The organism is Thermostichus sp. MS-CIW-41 (assembly GCF_054058915.1).
In genome coordinates this window covers 1-24,487 of sequence record NZ_JBSSBO010000042.1, presented here as the reverse complement: position 1 = coordinate 24,487, position 24,487 = coordinate 1, and the positions used below count along the sequence as shown (strand labels likewise).

Sequence of the window (24,487 nt, the reverse complement as noted above, 5' to 3'; positions counted from 1 at the left end):
AATCAGCGTAAAGATTTCCACTACAAAGTAGCCAAGAAGCTAGTAAGCAAAGGGAAGCATATTGCGTATGAGGCGCTCAACACCAAAGGTATTGCTAGAACCCGACTAGCGAAGTCTATCTATGATGCAGGGTGGGGGCAATTCCTGCAAATTCTCGCAGTCAAGGCTGAAAGAGCTGGGCTGAGGGCGATTGCAGTGGATCCAAGCGGCACAAGCCAAAACTGTTCTCAGTGTGGTCAGAAAGTACCGAAAACCATTCGAGACAGATGGCACTCTTGCCCGCATTGTGGGCTAGAGCTGAGCCGAGACCACAACGCGGCGATAAACATCAAATACAGGGCGGTGGGGCATCCCGTTCTCAAAGCTCAGGAAATGTCCTTCACAGGAGTCACTGAGAAGCCCGCACTCTTTCGCTTTAGCGGCGCGGAGCGCTTTGCGTTAGCATGAGTGCGGGAGTATGTCACAGGACAAAGTTAACCAGCTTTTTCGGCACCACCACCACTTTTTTGGGTGTTGCCCCCTCCAGGTATTTCTGCGCTGCTTCTGACCGAAGGGCCAACTGTTCCTGCTCCTCCGGCGTTACCTCGGCAGGGGCCTCAAACGAGCCGCGCAATTTGCCGTTCACCTGAATCACAATGGTCACCGTGTCGGCCACCAGCGCTGCCGGGTCATAGCTGGGCCAAGACTGCCGATGCACCGAGTCTGCGCCCCCCAGCGCCTGCCACAGCTCCTCCGCAATATGGGGGGCAAAAGGCGCCATCAGCAACACCAGCGTGCGGATCCCCTCTGCATAGACCGGCGAATCCGGGATCCCGGCCTCCCCCAGAGCATTGCTCAGCTTCATCAGCTCGGCAATGGCAGTGTTGAATTGATAATCGTTTTCCAGATCTTCGCTGACTTCCTTGATGGCGGTGTGGATGGCCCGGCGCAGATCTTTTTCTGCCTTGGTCAGGGATCCCACCTCGACCTTGGCCGGCAACAGCTCTGAGACCCTGCCCCGCCAGGACTCCGTCCCGCCACCGCGAACGACAAACTCGTACACCTGCCGCCAGACGCGGTTGAGAAAGCGAAATTGCCCTTCCACGTCGGCATCGTCCCACTCCAGATCCTTCTCCGGCGGGGCCTTGAACAAGATAAACATGCGGGCCGTATCTGCCCCGTAGTGGGCCAGCACCTCCTCAGGATCCACGCCGTTGCCCTTGGATTTGGACATGGTGGCATAGATCACTTCCAGGGGTTCGCCGGTCTCCGGATCTGTGGGGTTGTCGGGATCCTGCACCAGAGCTGCCGGGATCCAGCGATCCTTGCCGGACTTGTTGGGGTTGTAGTAAGTGCGCCCTTGCACCATCCCCTGGGTGAGCAGACGCAGGAACGGCTCGTCAAAATCCAGCAGCCCCCGATCCCGCAACACCTTGGTAAAAAAGCGGGAATAGAGCAGGTGCAGGATGGCGTGCTCGATGCCACCCACATACTGATCCACCGGCAGCCAGGCGTTCACCCGGTCTTTGCGGAAGATCTCTCGGTCGTTGCGGGCATCGCTGAAGCGCAGGAAGTACCACGACGAGCAGATGAAGGTGTCCATGGTATCGGTTTCCCGGCGAGCCTCCGCGCCACAGGTGGGGCACTTCACCTTCACCCAGTCCTCCAACTGGGCCAACGGGGATCCCCCTCGCCCCGTCAGCTCCACATCCTCCGGCAAGAGCACCGGCAGATCCTTCTCCGGCACCGGCACAATGCCACAGTGGGGACAATGGATCACCGGGATGGGACAACCCCAGTAGCGCTGCCGCGAGATCAGCCAATCCCGCAGGCGGTAGTTGATCTGCTTTTCCCCCAGCCCCTGGGCTTCCAGCCAGGCGATGGCTCTTTCCACGCTTTGCCCTGGGCCTTTGCCCACCGGGATCCCGTCTAGGGGGCCAGAGTTGATCATCACCCCTTCCCCCGTCCAGGCAGCCTGCAGTTCTGAGGACTCCGTCCCGCTGGCGCGATCCGCTGAGGCCGGAGAACCCTCCGGCGGCTGCACCACCCGCTTGATGGGCAGGCCGAACTTGCGGGCAAACTCGAAATCCCGCTGGTCGTGGGCGGGCACGGCCATGATGGCCCCCGTCCCGTAGCCCATCAACACATAGTCGGCAATCCAGATGGGGATCCGCTCTTGGTTAACGGGGTTGATGGCGTAGGATCCCGTCCAAACCCCTGTCTTTTCCCGGTCTTCAGCGCTGCGCTCGATCTCGCTGCGGGCAGCGGCCTGGGCTTGATAGGCTCTGACGGCCTGCAGTTGCTCGGCAGTGGTGAGCTTGTCCACCAAGGGGTGCTCCGGCGACATCACCATGAAGGTGGCCCCCCAGAGGGTATCGGGCCGGGTGGTGAACACTGCCAGCTCGTCCCCTGCCTCGGTTTTGAAAATCACCTTAGCCCCCACCGATTGGCCGATCCAGTTCTCCTGCATGGTGCGCACCCGCTCCGGCCAGCCGGAGAGCTTTTCCAGATCCGCCAGCAGTTGGTCGGCATAGGCGGTGATTTTGAAAAACCACTGCTTGAGCATGCGCTTTTCCACCAGGGCGCCGGATCTCCAGGAACGCCCCTCCGCATCCACCTGCTCGTTGGCCAGCACCGTCTGATCCACCGGATCCCAGTTCACCGCCGCCTCTTTCTGGTAGGCCAAGCCCGCCTGCAAAAATTGCAGGAAGATCCACTGCGTCCACTTGTAGTAGTCCGGCGAACAACTGGTAATCTCCCGCTCCCAGTCGTAGGACAGGCCCAACCGCTGCAACTGATCCCGCATCTGGGCAATGTTTTGGTAGGTCCACTTGGCCGGCGGGATCCCCCGGTCGATGGCGGCATTCTCCGCCGGCAGGCCAAAGGCATCCCAGCCCATCGGGTGCAGCACTGCGTACCCCTGCATTCGCTTGTAGCGGGCAATTACATCGGTGATGGTGTAATTGCGCACATGCCCCATGTGCAGGTTGCCGCTGGGGTAGGGGAACATAGACAGGGCATAAAATTTGCGGCTCCCGTCCTTCAGCTCTGGGGTGCGATCCAGCCCAATTTCACGCCAGTGGGCTTGCCACTTGCTCTCGATGGCCTGGGGATTGTAGCGCGCGTCCACGGTTCGATGCTCCTGGGAAAAAAGCGCATACGCTGGGAGATAGAAGCATTTTGACATACTCCCCACGCCAGTGCTCTCAAGCAAGGAACGGGATCCCTTTGGCTCTGAAAACCCGACAAGCAGGGATCAGTAGGTTTCTTCGTGCCACCTGTCTGCTTTCTTCAGTTCCTTCTGGAACTTGCTCCAATCCTGACCGGCTTGTTCGGCCAAAGGCCCCATGACGTTGTTGATCCCGTCCTCCATCCCCTTGAGGCCGCAGATGTAGGTGTAGGTGTTGGGCTGTTGCAGCATCTCCCACAGCTCGGCGCCGTACTCGGCCATGCGGTTTTGCACGTACATTTTCTTGCCATCGGGGGTTTGTTGCTCGCGGCTGATGGCGTAATCGACGCGGAAGCGATCCCCGTACTGGGCTTTCCAGGCCTCCAGATCCCCGTGGTAGAGCAAGGTGGAAGTGGTGGGCACCCCAAAGAACAGCCAGATCTTGCCCTGATAGTTGGGATCCTCCTCAAACAGGTGCTTGATGAAAGCGCGAAAAGGAGCAATGCCGGTGCCGGTGGCGATCAAGATCAGGTTGGCATTCTCATCTTCAGGCAACAGGAAGGTTTTCCCCGATGGCCCCGTAATCATCACCTCATCGCCCGCCTTCAAATCGGTGAGGAAGCCGGAGCAGACCCCCACCCCCGGCTGGCCTGTCTCTCTATCGACATATTCAGCCCGCTTCACGCTCAAAGAGACGGTGCGCCCCTCGCCATCATCGCCAAAGCGGGTGGAAGCAATCGAGTAGAGGCGGGGCTTGTGGGGCTTGCCCTTGGCATCTTCGCCAGGAGGGATAATGCCAACGCTTTGCCCTTCTAGGTAGCGGTAGTTGGGATCCGGCAAGCTGAGCACAATGTGCTTGGTCAGTCCGGGTGCCCCTTCGCCGACAATGGAGTAGGTCTCCACGCAGTGGCCGATCAAGGGGGCGTTGGGACGATACAGATTGACGACAACCTCTCGCTTTTCTGCGCTGGCAACCATACCTGCGATCTGCTCCTGGCACTGGGAGGAAATGAGTTTACATATAGCAAAATAGCAAACACCACAGCAGCCCGGCTGCTCAAATGGAACTTGTCAGAGGAGAAGCAGACGACCTTCGCCAGCCCCCCAGGCCGTCCTGAGAGCGGCAACCCCGGAAAAATAATCCCGGCCAAGCTCATCGGCCAAAAATATGGATTTTTTGTTAAATTGTTGCTTAGGGTGCCCACCTCTCTGGCCCACAAGCGGGTTGTGAGGTAACGGCTTTATTTGGTATCATGCAAGACCGTAACAGTTGGTAACTTTCTAGAGCCTTTTTCTCAGTTTTGCCCTGCCCGTCCCCAAGGAGTTCCCATGGCAAGCAGTCCTGATCGTGTTGTGATGATTGGTGTCGCCGGAGATTCTGGCTGTGGCAAGTCCACCTTTTTACGCCGGCTGGGGGATCTGTTTGGCCGGGATCTGATTACCACCATCTGTCTGGATGACTATCACTCCTTGGATCGCTACCAGCGCAAAGAGAAGGGCATCACGGCGCTGGATCCCCGCGCCAACAACTTCGACCTGATGTACGAGCAGGCCAAGGCGCTTAAGAACGGCCAAAGCGTGATGAAGCCCATCTACAACCACGAGACGGGGATGATTGACCCGCCGGAGCTGGTGGAGCCCAACCGCATCATCGTCCTAGAGGGGCTGCATCCCATGTATGATGAGCGGGTGCGCCAGCTGCTGGACTTCAAGGTGTACTTGGATCTGGCGCCGGAGATCAAGATTGCTTGGAAAGTGAAGCGGGACATGGCGGAGCGGGGCCACACCTACGAAGATGTGTTGCGCTCAATCGAGGCTCGCCGCCCGGACTTTGAAGCCTATGTCGATGTGCAGAAGCAGTACGCCGATGCCGTCATTGAGGTTTTGCCTACCCAGTTGTTGCCGGAGCTGGATCCAGAGCACAAAGTACTGCGGGTGCGGCTGATCCAGCGGGAAGGGGTGAAGTACTTCGACCATGTCTATCTCTTTGACGAAGGCTCCACCATCGATTGGATCCCCTGCGGCAAAAAGCTGACCTGTTCCTACCCAGGGATCCGCCTCCACTATGGCCCTTCCACCTACTTCGAGCACCCGGTTTCGATTCTGGAGATCGACGGCACCTTCGACAAGCTGGAAGAGGTCATCTACATCGAGAACCACCTGAGCAACTTGTCCACCCGCTACTATGGCGAGCTGACGGAACTGTTGCGCAAGCACCCAGAATACCCGGGATCCCGCAATGGCTCTGGTCTGATTCAGATCATCGTGGGCCTGAAGCTGCGCGCCCTTTACGAGCAAATTCGGGCAGAAGCCAAAGAGCTGGCGGTGGCTTCCTAGTGTTTGCCCCGCTTAGGGGATCCCTTCGGTAAAGTGTTGGTGCAGGTCGGCTGACCCAGCATAGGTCGGCAGTAGGGCTTCGGTGTATGCAGGGATTCCAGTTGGAGATCTTTCCGGAGGGCCCCGTCTTAATCCAACGGGCCATCGAGATTTGGCAAGCTCGGTCAGCCGCTGCCATTCGCGAGCGGGGACGCTTTACGGTGGCCTTGGCGGGAGGGAGCACCCCCAAGAAGCTGTATGCTGCCCTGGCCCAAACCCCAGGGATCCCTTGGCAACAAACCTGGCTGTTCTGGGGAGACGAGCGCTATGTTCCCCCGGATCACCCTGAAAGCAACTACCGCATGGTGCGGGAAACCTTGCTGGAGCAGATCGGGATCCCGGCGGCTCAAGTTTTCCCTATGCCCACCCAAGCGGGGGATCCCCTTCGCGATGCTGCCGAATACGAGGCGACCCTGCGGCAGATTTTCGGTACAGAGTGCCCTTCTCTCGACCTGGTATGGCTGGGGGTGGGGGAAGACGGCCACACAGCTTCCTTGTTTCCCGACACCGCCGCTCTGCAGGTGCAGCACCGCTGGGTGACAGTGGGGCAAAAAGGGCAGGAGCCGCGTCTAACCTTGACCTATCCTGTTCTGAACCAAGCAGCCCAGGTGGTGTTCCTGGTAACCGGAGCGAACAAAGCCCCCATCGTGAAAGAGGCGCTGACCACCGAGGCCCACCTACCCTGCCAGCGCGTAAACCCCAGAGGACGGCTGCTGTGGTTGCTGGATGCGGCGGCAGCGGCTCAACTGCCCCTGCCCTGTGTCCCGCTGCTCAGCTAAACAACAGGCGGGCTAACTGCCGATGGGATAGGATCCCCAGGCCCACCGCCCCCAAAATCATCCCAGCCCATTCCAGTGGCCACAGGTTTGATAGCCCCAGCGGCCAACGCACCAGGTTTCATGGGTCGAGAACCGGCGGGGCAGGGATCCCTCAGGGGTTGCCGGGCAAATTCTTCAGTACTGGAATCACCAGCTCTTGGACGGGCAGCGCTACGGGCTGGGCGGAGTCACTGCTCAGGGAGCTGGATGGCGTAGAAGGGGAAGAGCTGGGGATCTCGCCCATGGGCCGCAGTTGCCAGCGGATGATCTGCTCGCCGCGGTAAAAGGTGACCAACAACTGATCCCCTTGCGATTGAATTTGCCAGGTGCCATCACCGCTGGTTACCGAAATATGGCCGCCGGAAAAGGGTGCATCCAAAGCCGGCCCCGATTGGCTCCAGATACGCCCGCCACCCGTTTCCAAGATCAATTGCACCGTCGCCCCCTGCCCCTGGCCGCTCAAAATTTGGCCGGTTCCGCTCCAAACTCGGGTTTCCGTCTGAGCGACGGCGGGTTGCCCAAGCTGCAGAACCATGAGCAACAGCCCTGCCCAGCTCCAGTGATTTCGCAGCCTCCCTCTCCCATCAGGGAAGAAGGAAGAAGAGCGAGAGAAACAAGCCATTGCACTCACGTTGATACCACGCGCCGCGATAGGTCTAAAACAGACGAAGAAGAAAGCGACAAGGTGTCGAAGGAAGCAATCCTTTACACAGTCTTTTTCACAGTCTACCGAGAGGCTCCGGGATCCCTCTGCGCTCTCTTGGCTCTGGGTTAAGCCTGCTGCCGGAATCCTCCCTCGGCTTGATCCCAATCTAGCAATCTCCATACCCCCAGCCAGGATGTAACCTGAGGCTCTAGCTGCGGGGATCCCCAGCAACTGTTTCGTCAATGCGCAGAGTCAAGACCCAGAGTGCCTCCGCCGCAATCGTAAGCCTCACTACTTGAGAGAAAGGAAACGCTCCAGAGCTGCCACCATTGCCGGTGGCCAACGGCGGACGGTTTTCACCCATTCCAGGTCGGCGTAGCGGGGATCCAGCCCTTGCACAGCCACCCAATGACTTTCGGCCTCTCCTTGCCGACCCTGCACCCAAAGGATGGCGCTGAGAGCAGCCCGCATATCTGGAAACTTCGGGTACTTGCGCACCAGAGCCCGCATCAAGCGCAGGGCAGCTTCTGTTTCACCCACCTGGTAGAGGCTCAGAGCATAGTTGGCCTGAGCGAAGGCGTAGTCGGGAGCCAATTCTGTGGCGCGGCGGTAGTCGGCCAAAGCCTGTTGCCATTGGCCCAGCCCTGCTTCCGCATTGCCGCGGTTGTTGTAGGCTGCCGCATCGTTGGGATCCAACTGCAACACTCGTTCGTAGTCTGCAATCGCCTCCTGCCACCGCCCCAACCCCTCCAAAGCAGCCCCTCGGTTGAGATAGGGATCCGGCGCCTCAGGGGCCAAACGAATGGCCTCAGCATAATCCTCCAGAGCTGCCTGCAGTTGGTGCAAGCTGACACGGGCGTTGCCCCGGTTGCTCCACAGGGCCGGGTTGTCCGGCTGGATCTGCAACAGTTGAGTCCACAGGGCTTCCGCCTGGGCAAAATCTCCCCTCTGAGTAGCCGCAAAGGCCTCCTCAAACAGTCGATCGATCTCGTGATCTACCCTGTTGCTCGCTGCCGTTGCCACCACACCCGATCCAGGCCAGATAGGGATCCCTAGCCAAAACAGCAGCCCCAGCAGCAGCGCAGGGAGTAGGTTGGGCACACTGACGGACTTCATGGCTGCAAAAACCACCTTGGATGGGGTGTCCCCACCTGAAGCCATCGCCGCAGGGGGTCTGATGGTTAGCGCGCCCTGGAGGACTCGAACCCCCGACATCCGGTTTTGGAGACCGACGTTCTACCAACTGAACTAAGGACGCATTGGCCTAGGGTCACACCCGCTTACCCAGTGTAGCAGGTACACCCACCTTTCAAAGAAGCTGTTCCTTGCTATCCGCACTCTCTGTCTTGGCCTTGATACGAGTGGCTTTGCCCACCCGATCCCGCAAATAGAACAGCTTGGCCCGGCGCACTTTACCTCGCCGCAGCACCTGAATCGACTCGATGCGCGGGGAGTGAATGAGGAAAACCCGCTCCACGCCGATTCCCTGGAAAACCTTGCGCACCGTAATGGTGCGGTTGATACCGGAGTGGCGCATGGCAATGACCGTGCCCTCAAAGGCTTGCACCCGCTCTTTGCCCCCCTCTTGAATGCGAACTCCCACCCGTACCTGATCCCCAACCCGAATCTCCGGCAGATCCGGCTTCATCTGGGCAGCTTCAATGGAGCGGATGATCTCCTCAGCATTGATGCGAACGTTCATGGCTTTCCCGCGCTACCGGCAGTCAACCATCGTAGCAATCGTCCCTGTTTTTTGTACAGAGCTGGCCGAATAGACCTCAAGAGGCGGGAAACCGTGTTTACGCTTCCCCCATTTTTCCAATAGGCTAGACAAAGATAAAGCTTTTGTTACAAACGGGAGACTTTTGTGATCCTGCACACCGATGAGCCCAAGACGGGATCCCTGTCTACTCCCAAGCTTGCAGATCAGCCTCTGCCCCAGAGCAAACCCCGCCCCAAGAGATTTCCCTTCGGCTGGATGCTCCTGGGCTTGCTGTTGGCCGGCCTAGGGGGCAGCGGTCTCCTGATCCAGCGTCAGCTGCAGCAGCAGAGGGCAGAACGGCTGGAAAGATTGACGGTACCGGTTCAAGTGGTGGATCTGACCCAACGCCTGCGGGTGAGCGGCCAGGTGCAGCCGCTCCGCCAGGTGAATGTCAGCCCTCGCGAGTCGGGTCGCTTGGCGGAACTGTTGGTGGATCAGGGAGATGAAGTGGTGGCAGGGCAGTTATTGGCCCGGATGGACTACGGCGATCTTGCCAGCGGCATTCGCCAAGCCCAAGCCCGCATTCAAGAGCTGCAAGCCCGTCTAGCGGAGCAACAGGCCGGAGAGCGCCCCCAGGTGATCGCGGCGGCCCAGGCCAGGGTGGATGCTGCCCGGTCGCAGGTGGACTTGGCCCAGAGGGAGTTGGAGCGCATTCAGGCCCTGGTGCAGGCGGGGGTGGTAGCCCGCAGCGAGCTGGATCAACGCTCGGCCCGCCTGGAACAAGCGCAAGCGGATTTGCGAGCTGCTCAACAGGAGTTGGAGCGATTGCAACTGGGGAGCCGCCCGGAAACCCTACAGCAAATTCAAGCCCAAATTGCCCAGGCACAAGCCGAGCTGGCCCAACGGCAATCCCGGTTGGCTGACACCGAAGTCCGCGCCCCCTTTTCCGGTGTGGTGGTGCAGCGCTTTGCCGAGGTGGGATCCTTTGTAGCTCCCACAACAGCAGCTTCCGATGTCACCGCAGCTTCTTCCAGTTCCATTTTGGCGCTGGCTCAGGGAATTGAGGTGCGGGCAGAAGTGCCAGAAGCCCAGATTGCCCAGGTGCGGGTGGGCCAGCCGGTGGAGATCCGCTCCCTGGCCTACCCCGACCGCCTGGTGCAGGGGCGGGTGAAGCGGATTGCACCCGCTACGGTGGTGGTGCGAGAGGTAACCGTCTTTCGGGTCTTCGTTGAACCGGAGCCTGGGGCCGACTTTTTGCGCACCGGCATGACTGTTTCGGTGGATTTCATCGGGGATCCCCAGCCTCAGGCTCTGACGGTGCCCTCAGTGGCTATCCTCCGGGAGGAAAGCCAGGAAGGCGTGCTCCTGCTGGATCCCCAAAGCCGGCAACCTGTCTATCGCCGCGTGGAAACGGGCATCACTCAGGGTGGAGTTACCCAAATCCTCTCTGGTCTGCAGGCAGGGGATCGGGTCTTTACTGCCCTGCCTCCTGGGGTGAACCTAGAGACTTTGATTAAAAGAGCGGAGCAACAGCCATGAGCCTGGCAACGGCGGCCAAAATGGCCTGGCAAATGGTGCGACGACATCGCCTGCGCACCGGGCTGAGCATGCTCGGGATCCTCATCGGCAATGCGGCGGTGGTGGCCATTGCCGGATTTGGCTATGCTGCCCAAGAGATGGCAGTGGATCAATTTCGCTCTCTGGGCACCAACTTGCTGATCGTCTTTTCGGCCAACTTGGGCCTAGCTGATGCCGGCAACATCCGCCCCCTCACCTTGGAGGATGTACGGGCTATTGCGGCGGAAGTGCCTGCCGTGTCAGCAGCTGTCCCCAGCCTGGGCACCAATGTGCGCGCTGTGCGAGGTGGAGTGGATCGCCGCTATGAGGCCACCGGCACTTGGCCGGAGTACTTGTCGGTCTTGAACCTGGAGATCGAGGCAGGCCGCTTTCTCTTGCCCTCCGACATCGAGGAACAGCGCCCGGTGGTGGTGCTGGGCAGCGATGCCGCCAGCCAGTTGTTCGGCCTGGACCCTGCCGCTGCCATTGGGGAGACCGTCCTGCTGAACAACTTGCCCTTCGAGGTAATCGGCACTTTGCGCTCGAAGCCGACGGTGTTTGGCAACAGCGATGCCGGAGTGTTTCTGCCGGTGGATGTGGTGGCCAATCAGTTGGTCGGGCGACGCTCCCCCTACGGCACAGAGCTGACGGCGATTTTCGTCTCGGCCCGCTCTGAAGCCGATCTGCCTGCTGCCGAGTTCCAAATCCGCAACCTGCTGCGCCAGCGGCACCAATTGGTGGGAGAAGATGACTTCATCATCCGCAACCAAAAGGTGCTCCTGGATGGGTCGGCCAGGATTTTGAGCCTGCTGCGGGTGCTGCTGACGGGCACGGCGGCCCTCTCCCTGCTGGTGGGAGGGGTGGGGATCATGAATGTGATGCTTATCTCGGTTGCGGAACGCACCCATGAAATCGGGCTGCGCAAGGCGATTGGGGCCGATAGCCGCCAGATTTTGCAGCAGTTTGCCGCCGAAGCGATTTTCATTGCCGTGACCGGGGGGGTGCTCGGGATCCTCCTCAGCAGCGGCCTGCTGGTGGCGGTGCAGGTGTTCACCCCCTTGGCGACCCAAGTCGATGGGGTGGCAGTGGGAGTGGCGTTCTCCCTGTCTACTGGGATTGGGCTGGTCTTCGGCATTTTCCCGGCCCGCAAAGCGGCGCAACTGGATCCCATTGAGGCCCTGCGGGCTTAGAGCTCGTATCCAAACAGGCGGGGATCCGCCGGCTGCCCATCGAGATCCGCCAGGCCATATTCTGCCCAGCGGCGATCCACCAAGCGGGCCACCTCCGGATCTGGAGCAAGGGGATCCCGCCAGGGAGCATCGGTTTCTGGGGGAATTTTGGTGGTGGCATCAATGCCCATCTTGCCTCCCAGACCCCGTCTTTCGGTGGCAAAATCCAGGGCGTCGAAGGGATTGTCCGCCAGAATAAACACATCCCGCTGCGGATCCACCCGCGAACACAGACACCAGAGCACCTGCCGTGGATCCCGCACATTGATATCCTTGTCCACCACGATCACAAACTTGGTGTAGCTAAATTGGGGCAGGGCGCTCCAAAAAGCCAAAGCCGCCCGCCGCGCCTGGCCAGGGTAGGCCTTGTCGATGGAGAGGATGGCTGCTTTGTAGCCCAGCGCCTCCATCGGCAAAAAGAAATCTACAATCTCCGGCACCTGCTGCCTGAGGATGGGGGTGTAGATGCGGTTCAGGGCCAGCGCCATCATGTCGTTTTCTTTGGGGGGCTTGCCGCTGAAGGTGGTGAGATAGATGGGATCCCGGCGGTGGGTCAAGCAGTGGAAGCGAATCAGAGGGGCCTGCTCGTTGCGGGGGCCATAGTAGCCGATGTGATCCCCGGCAGGCCCGTCGGGGGCCACTTCCCCAGGGGTGATGGTGCCCTCCAAAACGATCTCAGCATGGGCCGGCACCTGCAGATCCACCGTTTTGCACTGGGCCAGGTGCAACCCTTCTCCGGCATAGAGACCGGCAAACAGCCACTCCGACAGATCCACCGGCAGGGGTGTGGCCGCCGCCAGAATCACCACCGGATCCACCCCCACCGCCACCGCCACCTCCAACTTTTGGCCCAGGGCCGCCGCTTTGCGCAGATGCCGAGTCGCCCCCCGCACCGACAGCCATTGCACCGTCATGGTGTTGCGGCTTTGCAACTGCAGGCGGTACACCCCCACGTTGGGGATCCCGTTTTCCGGGTCTTTGGTTACCATCAGGCCCAAGGTCAGCACCCGTCCGGCATCGCCGGGGTAGACCCGCAACAGGGGCAATTGGGTGAGATCCACTTCCTCTCCCCGCAGCACCACCTGCTGACAGGGAGGAAGCAGATCCCGGCTGGGTTTAGCTTTGAGTACGCTAAACAGAGCTTGTCCCAACTCCACCGCCTGGGCAAAGCTCCGCGGTGGCCGCGGCTGGTAAAGCAGGGCCAGCTTTTTCCCCAGTTCCTCCAGATCCTGAGGCTGCTCCATTCCCAAAGCCCAGCAAATGCGCTCCACCGTGCCCAGGGTGTTGATGAGCAGCGGCATTGAGGATCCCTTCACCCGCTCAAACAGCAGCGCCGGCCCCCCGCAGGCCAAGAGGCGATCGGCAATCTCGGCAATTTCCAGATCCGGATCCACTTCTGCCGAAATGCGGCGGAGCTGACCACGGGATTCCAGCAGAGCAATAAAACGGCGTAGATCTCTGGGCATGAAAGGGAACCTAAGGGCTTACTTGTCGCGATTGAGGGCTAACCCGCTCATGAAGGGCTTCTGCAGCGCAATAAACACCAGCAGCGGCGGGATACTGGCGATGATCGCTCCCAGCATCATGGGGCCATAGGAAGCCGAGCTATCCAGATTGAGCAGGGATTGCAGCCCCACCTGCACCACTTGTCGCTCTCGGCCTTGCACGATCAAGCGGGGCCACAGGTACATATTCCAAGCGTAAACGAAGTGAATCACCGCCTGCGCCCCGATGGCGTTCCAGCTCAAGGGGATCAGCACCTGGGTGAGAAATTGCAGCGGGTTGGCCCCGTCCAGTTGGGCCGCCTCCGCCAGCTCGCGGGGAATGTTGGAAAAATGCTGGCGAAACAAAAACGTGGCCGTGGCGCTGGCCAGAAAGGGCACGATTAAAGCGTAGTAGGTGGATCCCCAGCCCAAGTTGGTGACCAACCGCAGCAGGGCAATGATCAAGATTTCTGTGGGCATCATCAGCGTGATCAGCACAAAGCCAAAGGCCAGCCCTTTGCCGGGAAAGCGGAAGTACACAAAGGCCAGCCCGGCTAGCAGCGACAAAACCGTCTTGCCCACGGTGATCGCCACCGCCACGATGGTGCTGTTGACCATGTAGTGGCCCAAGTGCCGCGCCACCATCACCTGATGCCAGTTGAAGGCAAAAGAGGAGCCAAAGGTCAATTGATAGCGGAACACCTCGGCATTGTTCTGGGTGCTCACGATCAGGGCATACAACACCGGAAATCCCAGAACCAAGCAGGCCAGCACCAGGCCCAAATGCACATACCAACGCTCCGGGATCCAGCGCCGCCAACGCCAGGGAGAAGGCTCTACCCAAGTTGAATTGGGCTGGGCCACTTGAGAGCGGGGATCCTGCAACAATTGAGCCATAGCACCTCCAGACGGCGAACACCGATGAGCAGATGGGCTTTTGAGTCGATCTTTGGCTTCTCTTGAGAGGATAATCCGCCAGAGTTAAGGGCAACCTAAGGAAGACCGGTCGCGTTAGCGGTGCAAGCACCTCTGCCCAGACTTGCGAGTGCTTTCACCGGCGATGGGGAAACGGGTAGAGTAGAACAGCAGTATCTGGATAACCCAAGAGAGGATCCCATGACTCGAGGCTTTGGCCCCTTCGGCAAAATCCAAGAAGCGCTCAAGAAAGCCCAAGAGGTGCGCGATGGCGCCCAAAGGCTGCAAAAAGAGCTGGAAGAGATGGAGATCGTCGGCGAAGCCGGCAATGGGCTGGTGAAAGTGACGGTCAACGGCAACCAAGAACCTCTCAAAGTCTCTCTGGATCCCCAGATTCTCCAGGAGTCGGTGGATGTGGTAGAGGACTTGCTCCTGACGGCGATGGTGAACGCCTACACCCAATCTGCCGAGACGATGCGCAAACGCATGGAAGAGCTGACCGGAAACATCAGTCTGCCGGGGTTGGGACTGGGTTGAGCCCCACTTGCTTAACCCCGCTTGCTTAACTCTGTATGTACACTCGCCCCTTGGCTCGCCTCATCGAAGAGCTGCAACGGCTGCCCGGCATTGGCTCCAAAACCGCTCAGCGCCTAGCTCTCCACTTGATCAACCGGCCTGCCGGCGAGATCGAGGCCCTGGCCAAAGCCCTGCTGGAAGCCAAGCAAACCGTTCGGCACTGTTCCATCTGCTTCAACTGGTCGGCGGAGGATCCCTGTGAGATTTGCCGTTCGCCGCAGCGGGATCCCTCGCTGTGGTGCGTGGTGGCCGATGTCAAAGATTTGATTGCGATGGAACGCACCCGCGAGTTCAAGGGGCTTTACCACGTTTTGGGTGGCCTCATCTCCCCCATGAACGGGATCGGGGTCGATCAACTGCACATCCGCGAGCTGGTGGCTCGGGTGGCACGGGAAAAACCGCAGGAGTTGATCTTTGCCATCAGCCCCAGCGTAGAGGGGGAAGTAACCATGCACGTGGTCAAGGATTACCTGAAGCCGGTTGCCCCCACCTTGCGCATGACCCGCCTGGCCTTCGGCCTGCCCATGGGATCCGAGCTGGAATATGCCGACGAGGTTACCCTGGCCCGTGCCCTGGAAGCGCGGCAGGAGTTGTGAGCCGCTCAGCCCCTCAATCGCAGCCGGTTACCCCCTCCGCGCAGTAGGTGCTCCACCAGGGGTTGAAGTTGGCAGGATCCTCCGGCAGAGTGCTGATGTTCAGAAGTTCCTGGAAGCTGCTGTTGCGGCCTCCGTAGCGCAGGTGCATGTGCACCGGATCCCCGTGGGGTGCCCGCAGAATCACATAGGTGAAGGTCTCGCAACTGGCGTCTGCTCCAGGCTGCAACTGAAACAGATCCCAGATGGAACTGAGGGAACGATCGGGGTAGTAGAAGGGATCCGGCGCAGCCCCCCGATAGGCGTAGCGACATTTTTCCGCCAGGGGCTTTTTCCCCTCCAGATCGGCGTAGAAGGAGAAGAACTCCATCTTCTCAAACTTCACCCGCTTTGGATTGCGCGGATCGTTGGCCGATTGTTCCAGGGACGTATCCAGAGTGAAAACACCATCAATTCCCAGGTAGGGCACTTTATAAGCATTGGGGGACACAATCTGCAGCTCTAAGGCTGCCGCAGCCGCTCCAAAACCCAAGAGACTCAAGCTGCCGATCAGCCAGGTTAGGGCCGTTGAAGAACCAATTTGGCGAGAGAGCATAAAACTTTGTTGTGCCTGTGTTGTGCAGTAAACTGCAGAGCAGTTTAGGGGAAGCTTTGAGCTCGTACCATCCCACTGGGGGGCATCTGGCGAGAAATTCGCCGACTGCAGGTGCAGCTCTGAGGAACGGGATCCCATCTGGATCCCAACAAGGCAGTAAAATTGAGGTCAGGCTCACCGTAGAGGGGCCAGGTTTGCTGCCAGAGCCTGATATCTGGAAACTAATTTTGAAAGCGAGGAAAACCCCGTGGAGCTAGCTGAGATTGAGGAGTTGATGAACAAAGCTGTGCAAGCCACACAGCGCTCCTTTAATACGGTGCGCACCGGGCGGGCCAATTCCAGCCTGCTGGATCGCATTCAGGTGGAGTACTACGGCGTGCCCACTCCCCTGAAGGCCCTGGCCAGCCTCACCACGCCAGACTCCAGCACTCTCTTGATCCAGCCCTTTGATCCCTCGACCTTGGCAGCCATTGAGCGGGCCATTGTCGCCTCTGACCTGGGTCTAACCCCCAGCAACGACGGCAAGGTGGTGCGGCTCAACATTCCCCCCCTGACGGAAGAGCGCCGCAAAGAGCTGAGCAAACAGGTGGCCAAGCTAGCCGAAGAGGGGCGAGTCTCAATCCGCAACATCCGGCGGGATGGCATCGACTCGGTGCGCAAGCGAGAGAAAAATGGCGAGCTGTCTGAAGATGAGTCCAAAAGCTTGCAGGATGCCATCCAGAAACTAACTGACCGCTACATTAAGAAGATCGATGAGCTGCTGGCAGAAAAAGAAAAGGAGCTGACGACCCTGTGAAGGCTCCTTGCTGGCATCCTCCCCACTCTACTGGATTGCTTCTGCGCAGCGGTAGGACGGGGTTATGACCCAATTTTTTGATAAAAACCCGGACACCCGTCCTGAAACTTAGCTTCGAGGTTTTCACTTGCCCCTCGAAGTCGGGCAGCCGTTCGTTTCTCCTCGTCCAATTCCAACAAGAGGGATCCTGGCTTGGGCCAGGATGGAAGAGCGGAATACGACAACTCTTGCCGCAATGGATCTGGTCCTGTGCCATCAATCGGCGGATTTCGACACCCTGGGGGCGGCGGTGGGAGCGGCCCGCCTGTATCCGGGTGCCCGCATCGCCTTGACCGGGGGATCCCTGCCGGGGGTGCAGGAGTTTTTGGCCTTGTACCGAGATGAATTTCCCCTCATCGAGCTGCGCTCTGTGGATCCGGGACAGGTGCAGCGGTGGATTGTTGTGGATTGTCACGATCCGGATCGCTTGGGCAAAGCTGCCGCTTGGTTGAGCGTCCCCGGCGCGCAGATTGAGATTTTCGACCATCACCCCAGTCCACTGGATAACTTTTGGCCGCAGCAGCAGGTCAACAGCCATATCGAGGCCGTGGGGGCCACCTGTACCTTGCTGGTGGAGCGGCTGCAGGCTGCTGGGATCCCTCTCAGCCCTTTTGAGCGGCTGGCACTGGCTTTGGGCATCCACATGGATACGGGATCTTTGACCTTCCCGGAGACCACCGCCCGCGATGCTGCTGCCCTGAGCTGGCTGTTGGATCAGGGGGTGAACCTGGTCTTGTTGCGGCGCTTTTTGGGGGATGGCCTCACCCCAGAGATGCGCGAGCTGCTCAGCCAGGGGTTGGCCCAGATGCAGGTGCAGCAGGTGGGAGAGTATCGCCTGGGAGAATGGCTGCTGGAGCTGCCGGAGTTTGTGCCCGGCTTGGCCGGCCTGGTGATGCGGCTGATGGATCTGACGGGAGTGGATGTGCTGCTCTTGGTGGCGCGGCAGGGGGAGCGGCTCAGCCTGATCGGGCGGGCGCGGCAGGAGTTTGCCCAGTTGGGCAGGGTGATGGCCCTCTACGGCGGCGGTGGACACGATTGTGCTGCAGCAGCCACGTTAAAAGCCAGCCCAGAGCAGCCTTTGCCCGACCCGGCCCAAGTCATGGCGGCCCTCAGGCAGGCTGTCCAAGAGCGGATCCCGCCCCCGGTGACGGCCAAAGATTTGATGTCGGCTCCGGTGCGCACCATCCGACCGGAGATCACCATCGACGAGGCCCAGCGGGTGCTGCTGCGCTACGGCCATTCCGGCCTGGTGGTGGTGGACGCTCAAGGTCGCCTGGTGGGGGTGATCTCGCGGCGGGATATCGATATCGCCCTGCATCACGGGTTTGGCCATGCCCCCGTCAAGGGCTACATGACCACCGACGTGAAAACCCTCTCCCCCGACACCCCCTTGGCGGAGATTCAGCGGTTGATGGTGCAGTGGGATATTGGCCGCCTGCCGGTTCTCCAGGATGGACAGTTGGTGGGCATTGTAACTCGCACCGATGTGTTGCGGCACCTACACGAGTTGCCGGCCCTCTCACCGCAGTTGGCTTTGCCCACCCTTTCCTGCCCTTTGGATCTCACCTTCGCGGCCCTGTCGGAGCGGCATCGACAGTTGCTGGAGCAGGCCGCCCACATCGCCGATGAGAAGGGCCTGAGGTTGTATCTGGTGGGGGGAACGGTGCGGGATCTGCTGCTGCATCGGTGGGGACGGCAGCCCTCACCCAACCTGGAGCGGCTGGATCTGGACTTGGTGGTGGATGGGCCCTACTCTTCGGCCCCGGATGGGATCGATCCCCCGGGCTGGGGCTTGATTTTGGGACAAGCGCTCAAACAGCACTTCCCAGAGGCGCGGCTGGAGATCCACGGCAAATTCCAAACGGCGGCCTTGATCTGGCCAGGAGGCTTTTGTGTGGATATCGCCAGCGCCCGCACGGAGTTTTATCCCTACCCGGCCTCTCCCCCCGAAGTGGCCATGGGATCCATTCAGCAAGACCTCTATCGGCGGGATTTTTCCATCAACGCCTTGGCCTTGCGCCTCAACGGCCCCCAGCGAGGACAGGTGCTGGATTTTTTCGGCGGACAAGCAGATCTGCAACAGGGGATCATCCGGGCATTACACCCCAACAGCTTCATCGAGGATCCCACCCGCATTTATCGAGCGGTGCGCTTTGCGGTGCGCTTGGGCTTCGCCCTGGACTCGACCACAGAAAAATGGATCCGCGCTGCCGTGGCCAGTGGTCTGCACGATGCCGTCGGCGGGGATCGCCTCAAGCAGGAGCTGGCCTACATTCTCGGATCCCGCGATTGGCCCCAAGCCTTTGAGCAGCTGGCAGAATGGGGAGCTTTGCGCTGTATTCACCCCGACCTGGAGTGGGATCCCTCCCTGTGCCGGCGGTTGCAACGGGTGGGCCGCTGGGCCTATCACTTTCGCCGCCGCTATCCTGAGCTGGGATCCCAGGAGATCTGGCAACTGCGCCTAGAGGCTCTCCTCCTCACCCTACCCCAAGCCCCCCAGGTGGCCAGCCAACTCCACCTCACCCAAGCAGGCATCGAACGCCTCAGCCATTCCTCCTATTACCAAACCCTGTTGGCCCAACTGGATCCCGGCACCCTCTCTCCGGCCCAGGTGGTGCAACTGCTGCAGGGGCTGCGGATCCCAGCAGTGATTTTGTTGGCCGGGATCGCCCCCAAGCCGGCCCGGCGGCTGATCTGGCGCTATTTGCAGGAGTGGTACTGGGTGAAGCCGCTGCTCAACGGCCACGATCTGCGTCGTCTGGGTTATAAGCCAGGTCGCCCCTTCCAAGCCATTTTGGAGCAACTGCGTTGCCTCACCCTGAACGGCGAACTCACCACCCCGGCAGAAGCTGAAGCCTGGCTACAAGAACACTTCCCCCTGCCGCAAGCTCAATACCGAGGAAGAAAGTAGAAGGGCAAATCAGTCGAAATAGAAGAGAGTGACCAACTTGTGTTGTTCCTCAGCATGCTTGCAGGCATCCAGCAGCGTGACGCTGTCGTGGAAAACAAAGCAGATCAACTGCTGGCACTTGCCGATGATCTCCAGGTTGCACAGGCGGCTGGCCTCCGCCAGGGGAAGATGGTCGTTTTCGGGATGTTCCACCAGATGCAGCACCTGCTCCAGGCTGGCCCGCGACTCTGCCGGCTGTCGCTCCAAACTCTGGGGCAAGATCACCGTCAAGGACTTCATGTCCGCCCGCATCGCCCCCCGAATGACGGCCAAGTTGGTGCCAATGGCCCCAGAGGTGAGGATCTGATTGCCGGTAAGGGCCAGGGCATAACTGAGGGTCTCGATCAAATACTGGTGGGTAATGGGCACATGACGGCTGCCCAGGATGGCCACTCGCTTCGGCCCAACTTGCTGAATGGCGGCCAACTCCTGCAAAAACGTATCAACGCTGGTGGGGACATCAATAGACTGGGTCAACGGGATCCCTCGGCAGATTCTCTAGATCTTGGCTAGGCTATGCTATCTCAAATTTCCGCTTTGGGATCCGGCCAAGTTGAAGCTCTACGGCTTCAGCCCCAAACTTTTGGTGAAGTGCTCAGGCTGTCTGCAGCAAGCTGGGCTTGGCTTTGCGCAGAAGATCCCGCCTGGATGTGGATGGTGTAGCTCATACTGCTGTGAACGCCCTTGCCCAGCCAATGGCCGTAAATGGGAGCGGCATCTCTGGGGTAAGCGCTGGCCGCCAAAGCCACATGACCGTCGGCCACGGCCAACCCTTGGGTGGGATCAAAGCCCCGCCAACCGGCCCCTGGCAAGTACACCTCCGCCCAAGCGTGCAGATGACGGCGCACAGGCTCTGGGGGTTCTCCACCCCTGCTCTCCCCCGAAGGCTGCGAGGGGCTGACTTGGTAGCCACTGACAAAGCGAGCGGCCAAGCCCACGCTGCGGCAGACCTCCATGAACAACAGGGCCAAATCGCGGCAGGCTCCGGTTTTGCGATGCCAGGTCAAGCCGGCAGGCCAGGGATCCCCCTTTTCCCGCAAGATGTGGCGGCATTCTGAATAGATGCGCTGGTTCAGCGCCGGCAGAAAAGCTGTCGTTTCCCCCTGCACGTGATCCCATAGCTCCCAGGCCAAGGCCTGGATGCCGGGATCCGCCTGAGCCGTCAGATAAGGCTGTAATTGGGCTGCCAGCGTGCTGGGATAGTCGATGGGGAGATGGGTGGCCCAATCGCAGAGCAGGTAGTCGAAGGGATTCTCCCGCAGGGTGAGCACCGTGGCCTGAGTTTGGATGCGCAAGTGCTCGGTGGGATCCCCAAACCAGAGCCGAACCGCCGCGTTGCCCTCCAGGTCCACCAGCGCCGATTGGCCCACCGGCTGCGGATCCACCTGCAACTCAAAAGCCAGGAGAGTTTGGATCCCGTCGCAGCGCGGTCGCAATCGCACCGTATGGGGCTCCAGTTGGACTGGACGACTGTAGCGATATTCGATGAGATGGCGGATCTGAATTTGCACAGGCCAAATGACGGGCAAGGAGTTTTATCATAGGCAAAGGAGCACCGAGATCAGGCAACCCAAACTGCTCCCAGATCAAAGCCAAGAAGCGGTTGCATCGTCTGCCCGAGATCTCTAGACTTCAGGGATCCCGAGTTTGAGATCTCCGAGAGCTTTGCCCTGCCTTCCCAATCATCGAAACCTCCAGCTTAGAGCGGATGTACTCCCCAGCCTGTACAGGAGCATAGCGAGGGGGATTTGCTGCATTCTGGCATGTGGGCAGGCATTCGATCCAAGCATCGTCCCGAGGAGCTGTAAAGTAAACCAAAGACAGGCGGCGACTGGAACCGAAAGCCGATCGGGGTGGATTGACCACGCGGTGCAACGTGGAGCGCCAACGGTCATTGGTCCAACGGGATAGCAGATCGCCAACGTTGATGACAAAGGCGTTGGGAACAGCCTGCACATCAATCCACTCTCCTGCTTTGGAGTACACCTGCAGCCCTCCCGGCGCCCCATCCTGTCGCAGAATCGTGAAGCCACCGTAGTCGGAGTGAGCCCCATAGCGTAGCTGTCCCGGGATGGGCTCCACCTCCTGTTCAGGATAATGCACAGCCCGCAGCACTCCCCCTTTCCCCTCCATAAAAGGCAGAAAATAGGTTTCCGGCAGATCCAAAGCCAACGCGCCCATGCGCATCAAGGTTTGGGTGAGCTGAAGCAGAGCCGCATCATAAGCCAGAAGAGCAGCCCGCAGTCCTGCTGGATGGGTGGGCCAAGGGTTGCCCGAATCCGGATCCACCCCTGCTTGGGGCCGTTGTGGATCTTCCCGAAACAGGTCATTGAACACCAGCGCCTCACAGAGATCGTAGGGAACCTCTGCCCCACGGGTAGCGGCTACACTTTCGATGCCAATCGGCAGGTATCCCTGGTTTTTGACGCGATCCGGAGTCACCACCTCCATTTTTTGTTCCAGCGGCAGGTCGAAGAAAGCCCTCGCTCTCTCGTAGGCTGTTTGTATGATGGCCTCCGGGATCCCATGCCCTGTGATCACCACAAACCCCACCTCCTCCAAGGCTGCCCCAAAAGCCTTTGCAACCCCTAGCGGATCCGTGCCCTCCCGAAAGGGGGTCAAATCCAGACAAGGGATCCCAGCTTGCTCAAAGGAAGAAACTGGAGACATGGCCGACGTAGAGACAGGTGCTCAGAACAGCTCCTACCCTACAAAGAGAACTTGCCCCAAGACTGTGTGGGCGGATACCCCCTCAAAGCCAGCGCCAGCTCAACCCCATATCCAAACTAGGGATATTCTTGCTTGGCCTGTTGCCAGAGGACTTCCAGCTCCTGGAAACTGCGTCCTTTCAGAAGGGAGCTTATGCCATCGCCGGGCAGGGATCCCGCTGGTTCCTGAGCCAGCTCTTCCATGCGCAAAAAACGGCGAGCAAAGCGCAGGTTGGTTTGGGTTAGAGCTTGGGCAGCATCCAAACCATACCAACGGCCCAAGTTGACCAGGGCAAAAAGCAGATCCCCCAGTTCGGCTTCCTGCCGAGTTGGATCGGGGGGATCCCTCTCCAATTCTCGGCGCAGCTCGGCTTCTTCCTCGCGGATCTTGGCCCAGATCCCCTCCACCGTTGGCCACTCAAACCCTGCCCCCACCACTTTGCAGGAAATTTTCAGGGCAGCCATTAGGGGAGGCAAACTTTGGGCATAGTGCAGCAGTTTTTGGCCAAGGCTTTGATCCGGTCGCTCCCCTTGCTTGATCTGTTCCCAAGAGCGGTGCAACTCCGGAAGATCTGCCATCACAGCATCCCCAAACACATGGGGGTGACGGCGGATGAGCTTATCGGCAATTCCCGCAGCCACAGCTTCCAGATCAAAGTGGTTCTGCTCGGCAAAGATCTGAGACTGTAACACCACCTGCAACAACAAATCCCCCAGCTCTTCGGCAATTGCTGCCGGATCCCCGGCTCGAATGGCAGCTACCGTCTCATACGCTTCTTCAAGAATGTAGGGGGTAAGAGACTCTGGAGTTTGGGCCCGATCCCAAGGACACCCGTCGGGAGCGCGCAACCGAGCAACAATAGCCGCCAAACGACTCATGTGTGAGCTAGAGGCGGAACGCTCCAGATAGAGGTGGGCAAAATGCCCCGTTGCTTGGGGATCCCAGCTTTGCAGCGTCAATGGGCCGGCCACCACCTCCAAGTCTTCTGTTAGCAACGTAACAGACTGGACAGGAGAACAGATCTGTTGCAAAACACTGCGCAGCTTCGCCAGATCCTGGCCCCCACAGCTTTTCAGCAGCAGGGATCCCTGCTCAGCAGCGAACCACCGAGCCAGAGCCTGTTGCCAGTTGGGCTGAAGACTATCCAGCGTTTGCAGCATGATCAAAAGGGTAGGCGCGGCCCAAATCCAAAAGGCGGCTGAGCTGCTCCAGATCGATGAAACTCAACTCCAAAAGGATCATCAGCAACGGCCCTTGCTGGCGATGCTGCAGCTTCTTGGCCAGGGTCAGTTGAGAACGGTCGATAATGCCCGTTTCCAATAGATATTCCTCAAGGGCTGGGGGGGGAATGGGATCTAGCATGGTCGTTTCGCAGCGCTGAAGTAAGGACGAGTATGAAAACTGAGAAGATAGCAAACCAATGCAACTATTCTTAACACTTCTACAGAATTTCGGCAAAGATCTGGCTGGTGCGTAGGCCGAAGGCGAGCTTGCTAAGCCCTGCGCCCACAGCTCCAGGACAAGAGAACCCCTAAATTGCCTCGGCAAATGAGGTTTCCGTATCCAAGGACACAAAAAATGGGTACCAAGAGTTCATGGTATGGTAGCAAATTGGCGATCAGTTGGCAGCACCCCGAAAGGCCGACTGCTTTTTCTTTGTGGGAAAAACCAACTCACCTTGCAAGATGTTACCTTTTTATCTCGTTGAATCCTCGTGCTTGATAAAAATCTTACAACAATTCTTCGGGGATCCAATTTGTTCGGCTCCTCTGGGATCTGCCCTAATGCTGTCATCCTGCTCGGGTTCGGTTTTGGGCATACATCGTCCTACGTTCAGCTAAGCTAGAGACACTTGCCACATGGACTCCCGTTATGTCTGAAGCCCAGGGTTTACTGCCAGTGGGGGCAACGGTTCAAGTGGTGGAGATGCCTCCTTACCTAAAAACGGCTGACCCAATGCCGATGTTGCGCCCGGCCCATTTGATCCGCTTGCACGAACAAGGGGTGATCCTGCAGCGGCGGCTGTTGGGCACCTACAGTGTGCAGTTTGCCAATGGCATCTTTCTCATAGACGGAAAATATCTCGCGCCGGTGGGATCCCTGTCCTGACACGCCCATTTCTCCTCCGAGCCAGCTGGATGGGTTTGCCGGCCTTTAGATTTGGGAGCTGGCAGCTTTCTGCAGAAGCGAGCCTTCAACTGGCCGGCGGACTTTCGCGATAGCCTGAACCGCGGCTAGCCGCTTCTGACGCTTCAGCGAGCTCAGCTAGAAATCGCAGGAGCCCCGCACTGTACCCGTAGGGTCAGTGTCGGGAGGAATGCGGAAGTTATGATAGAACCATGACCCAAGTCCTG

At 59.4% G+C, this 24,487-nt stretch carries 23 protein-coding genes and 1 tRNA gene; 10 read left to right on the top strand and 14 right to left on the bottom strand.

Annotation, left to right across the window (positions count from 1 at the left end):
- A partial coding sequence (locus tag ACVWXE_RS11405) for an RNA-guided endonuclease InsQ/TnpB family protein (protein WP_457490355.1) occupies window positions 1-447 on the top strand: 447 nt, incomplete at its 5' end.
- Window positions 448-460: 13 nt separating this feature from the next.
- Here ACVWXE_RS11405 and leuS read toward each other — a convergent pair.
- Complete coding sequence (leuS, locus tag ACVWXE_RS11400) at window positions 461-3,109, bottom strand: leucine--tRNA ligase (protein WP_457490354.1); 2,649 nt, start codon at window positions 3,107-3,109, stop codon at window positions 461-463.
- Window positions 3,110-3,235: 126 nt separating this feature from the next.
- Entirely contained in the window at window positions 3,236-4,126 is an 891-nt protein-coding gene (locus ACVWXE_RS11395) for a ferredoxin reductase domain-containing protein (RefSeq protein ID WP_011434421.1), read from the bottom strand.
- Window positions 4,127-4,477: 351 nt separating this feature from the next.
- Here ACVWXE_RS11395 and ACVWXE_RS11390 point away from each other — a divergent pair, with 351 nt between their 5' ends.
- Together ACVWXE_RS11390 and pgl are read left to right on the top strand one after the other, a co-directional pair.
- Window positions 4,478-5,485: a phosphoribulokinase gene (locus ACVWXE_RS11390; protein ID WP_457393965.1), complete on the top strand. Its 1,008-nt coding sequence runs from the start codon at window positions 4,478-4,480 to the stop codon at window positions 5,483-5,485.
- 86 nt (window positions 5,486-5,571) lie between these two features.
- Entirely contained in the window at window positions 5,572-6,303 is a 732-nt protein-coding gene (gene pgl, locus ACVWXE_RS11385) for a 6-phosphogluconolactonase (protein WP_457490353.1), read from the top strand.
- Window positions 6,304-6,454: 151 nt separating this feature from the next.
- Here the strand turns inward: pgl and ACVWXE_RS11380 are convergent, their stop codons facing one another.
- The 4 genes from ACVWXE_RS11380 to rplS all read right to left on the bottom strand — a co-directional run bounded on the left by ACVWXE_RS11380 (window position 6,455) and on the right by rplS (window position 8,690).
- On the bottom strand, window positions 6,455-6,877 hold the full coding sequence (locus tag ACVWXE_RS11380) for a hypothetical protein (RefSeq protein WP_414416215.1): 423 nt from the start codon (window positions 6,875-6,877) through the stop codon (window positions 6,455-6,457).
- Window positions 6,878-7,279: 402 nt separating this feature from the next.
- Window positions 7,280-8,104, bottom strand: a complete 825-nt coding sequence (locus tag ACVWXE_RS11375) for a tetratricopeptide repeat protein (protein WP_457490352.1) — start codon at window positions 8,102-8,104, stop codon at window positions 7,280-7,282.
- Window positions 8,105-8,173: 69 nt separating this feature from the next.
- Window positions 8,174-8,246 (bottom strand) — tRNA-Trp (locus tag ACVWXE_RS11370).
- 51 nt (window positions 8,247-8,297) lie between these two features.
- Window positions 8,298-8,690 (bottom strand): 50S ribosomal protein L19, encoded by a 393-nt coding sequence (gene rplS, locus ACVWXE_RS11365; RefSeq protein ID WP_414515783.1) that lies wholly within the window; start codon window positions 8,688-8,690, stop codon window positions 8,298-8,300.
- 165 nt (window positions 8,691-8,855) lie between these two features.
- Between rplS and ACVWXE_RS11360 the strand changes: the two genes are divergently transcribed.
- A complete protein-coding gene (locus tag ACVWXE_RS11360; protein ID WP_457490351.1) occupies window positions 8,856-10,229 on the top strand; it encodes an efflux RND transporter periplasmic adaptor subunit in 1,374 nt (457 codons plus the stop codon).
- A complete protein-coding gene (locus ACVWXE_RS11355; RefSeq protein ID WP_414351827.1) occupies window positions 10,226-11,437 on the top strand; it encodes an ABC transporter permease in 1,212 nt (403 codons plus the stop codon). The genes ACVWXE_RS11360 and ACVWXE_RS11355 overlap by 4 nt, the downstream gene beginning before the upstream one ends.
- Here ACVWXE_RS11355 and ACVWXE_RS11350 read toward each other — a convergent pair.
- Together ACVWXE_RS11350 and ACVWXE_RS11345 are read right to left on the bottom strand one after the other, a co-directional pair.
- The gene (locus tag ACVWXE_RS11350) at window positions 11,434-12,942 is read right to left on the bottom strand and encodes a UbiD family decarboxylase (protein ID WP_457490350.1); all 1,509 of its coding nucleotides are present in this window, start codon (window positions 12,940-12,942) and stop codon (window positions 11,434-11,436) included. The genes ACVWXE_RS11355 and ACVWXE_RS11350 overlap by 4 nt on opposite strands.
- Before the next feature lie 18 nt (window positions 12,943-12,960).
- A complete protein-coding gene (locus tag ACVWXE_RS11345; protein ID WP_148202782.1) occupies window positions 12,961-13,857 on the bottom strand; it encodes a carbohydrate ABC transporter permease in 897 nt (298 codons plus the stop codon).
- A gap of 219 nt (window positions 13,858-14,076) precedes the next feature.
- Here ACVWXE_RS11345 and ACVWXE_RS11340 point away from each other — a divergent pair, with 219 nt between their 5' ends.
- Window positions 14,077-14,412: a YbaB/EbfC family nucleoid-associated protein gene (locus ACVWXE_RS11340; RefSeq protein ID WP_414344527.1), complete on the top strand. Its 336-nt coding sequence runs from the start codon at window positions 14,077-14,079 to the stop codon at window positions 14,410-14,412.
- Between the two features lie 35 nt (window positions 14,413-14,447).
- Entirely contained in the window at window positions 14,448-15,047 is a 600-nt protein-coding gene (gene recR / locus ACVWXE_RS11335) for a recombination mediator RecR (protein WP_011434433.1), read from the top strand.
- Between the two features lie 13 nt (window positions 15,048-15,060).
- On the opposite strand, the gene ACVWXE_RS11330 is transcribed toward recR, so the two are convergent.
- On the bottom strand, window positions 15,061-15,639 hold the full coding sequence (locus ACVWXE_RS11330; RefSeq protein ID WP_414408673.1) for a hypothetical protein: 579 nt from the start codon (window positions 15,637-15,639) through the stop codon (window positions 15,061-15,063).
- Window positions 15,640-15,886: 247 nt separating this feature from the next.
- Here ACVWXE_RS11330 and frr point away from each other — a divergent pair, with 247 nt between their 5' ends.
- The gene (gene frr, locus ACVWXE_RS11325; protein WP_414351818.1) at window positions 15,887-16,435 is read left to right on the top strand and encodes a ribosome recycling factor; all 549 of its coding nucleotides are present in this window, start codon (window positions 15,887-15,889) and stop codon (window positions 16,433-16,435) included.
- A gap of 235 nt (window positions 16,436-16,670) precedes the next feature.
- A complete protein-coding gene (locus ACVWXE_RS11320) occupies window positions 16,671-19,385 on the top strand; it encodes a CBS domain-containing protein (RefSeq protein WP_457490349.1) in 2,715 nt (904 codons plus the stop codon).
- A gap of 9 nt (window positions 19,386-19,394) precedes the next feature.
- Here ACVWXE_RS11320 and ACVWXE_RS11315 read toward each other — a convergent pair whose 3' ends face one another.
- The 5 genes from ACVWXE_RS11315 to ACVWXE_RS11295 all read right to left on the bottom strand — a co-directional run bounded on the left by ACVWXE_RS11315 (window position 19,395) and on the right by ACVWXE_RS11295 (window position 23,495).
- Window positions 19,395-19,901 carry a hypothetical protein gene (locus tag ACVWXE_RS11315; protein WP_011429595.1) on the bottom strand — a complete coding sequence of 169 codons (507 nt, stop codon included), beginning with the start codon at window positions 19,899-19,901 and terminating at the stop codon, window positions 19,395-19,397.
- Window positions 19,902-19,993: 92 nt separating this feature from the next.
- Complete coding sequence (locus ACVWXE_RS11310; protein WP_457490357.1) at window positions 19,994-20,935, bottom strand: transglutaminase family protein; 942 nt, start codon at window positions 20,933-20,935, stop codon at window positions 19,994-19,996.
- 121 nt (window positions 20,936-21,056) lie between these two features.
- The gene (locus tag ACVWXE_RS11305) at window positions 21,057-22,094 is read right to left on the bottom strand and encodes an isopenicillin N synthase family dioxygenase (RefSeq protein WP_457490348.1); all 1,038 of its coding nucleotides are present in this window, start codon (window positions 22,092-22,094) and stop codon (window positions 21,057-21,059) included.
- 116 nt (window positions 22,095-22,210) lie between these two features.
- A complete protein-coding gene (gene mazG / locus ACVWXE_RS11300; protein WP_457490356.1) occupies window positions 22,211-23,011 on the bottom strand; it encodes a nucleoside triphosphate pyrophosphohydrolase in 801 nt (266 codons plus the stop codon).
- 262 nt (window positions 23,012-23,273) lie between these two features.
- Window positions 23,274-23,495 carry a DUF2949 domain-containing protein gene (locus tag ACVWXE_RS11295; protein ID WP_457490347.1) on the bottom strand — a complete coding sequence of 74 codons (222 nt, stop codon included), beginning with the start codon at window positions 23,493-23,495 and terminating at the stop codon, window positions 23,274-23,276.
- 510 nt (window positions 23,496-24,005) lie between these two features.
- On the opposite strand from ACVWXE_RS11295, the gene ACVWXE_RS11290 reads away from it, so the two are divergent.
- Entirely contained in the window at window positions 24,006-24,242 is a 237-nt protein-coding gene (locus ACVWXE_RS11290) for a DUF3148 domain-containing protein (RefSeq protein WP_011429589.1), read from the top strand.
- Window positions 24,243-24,487 lie beyond the last annotated feature (245 nt).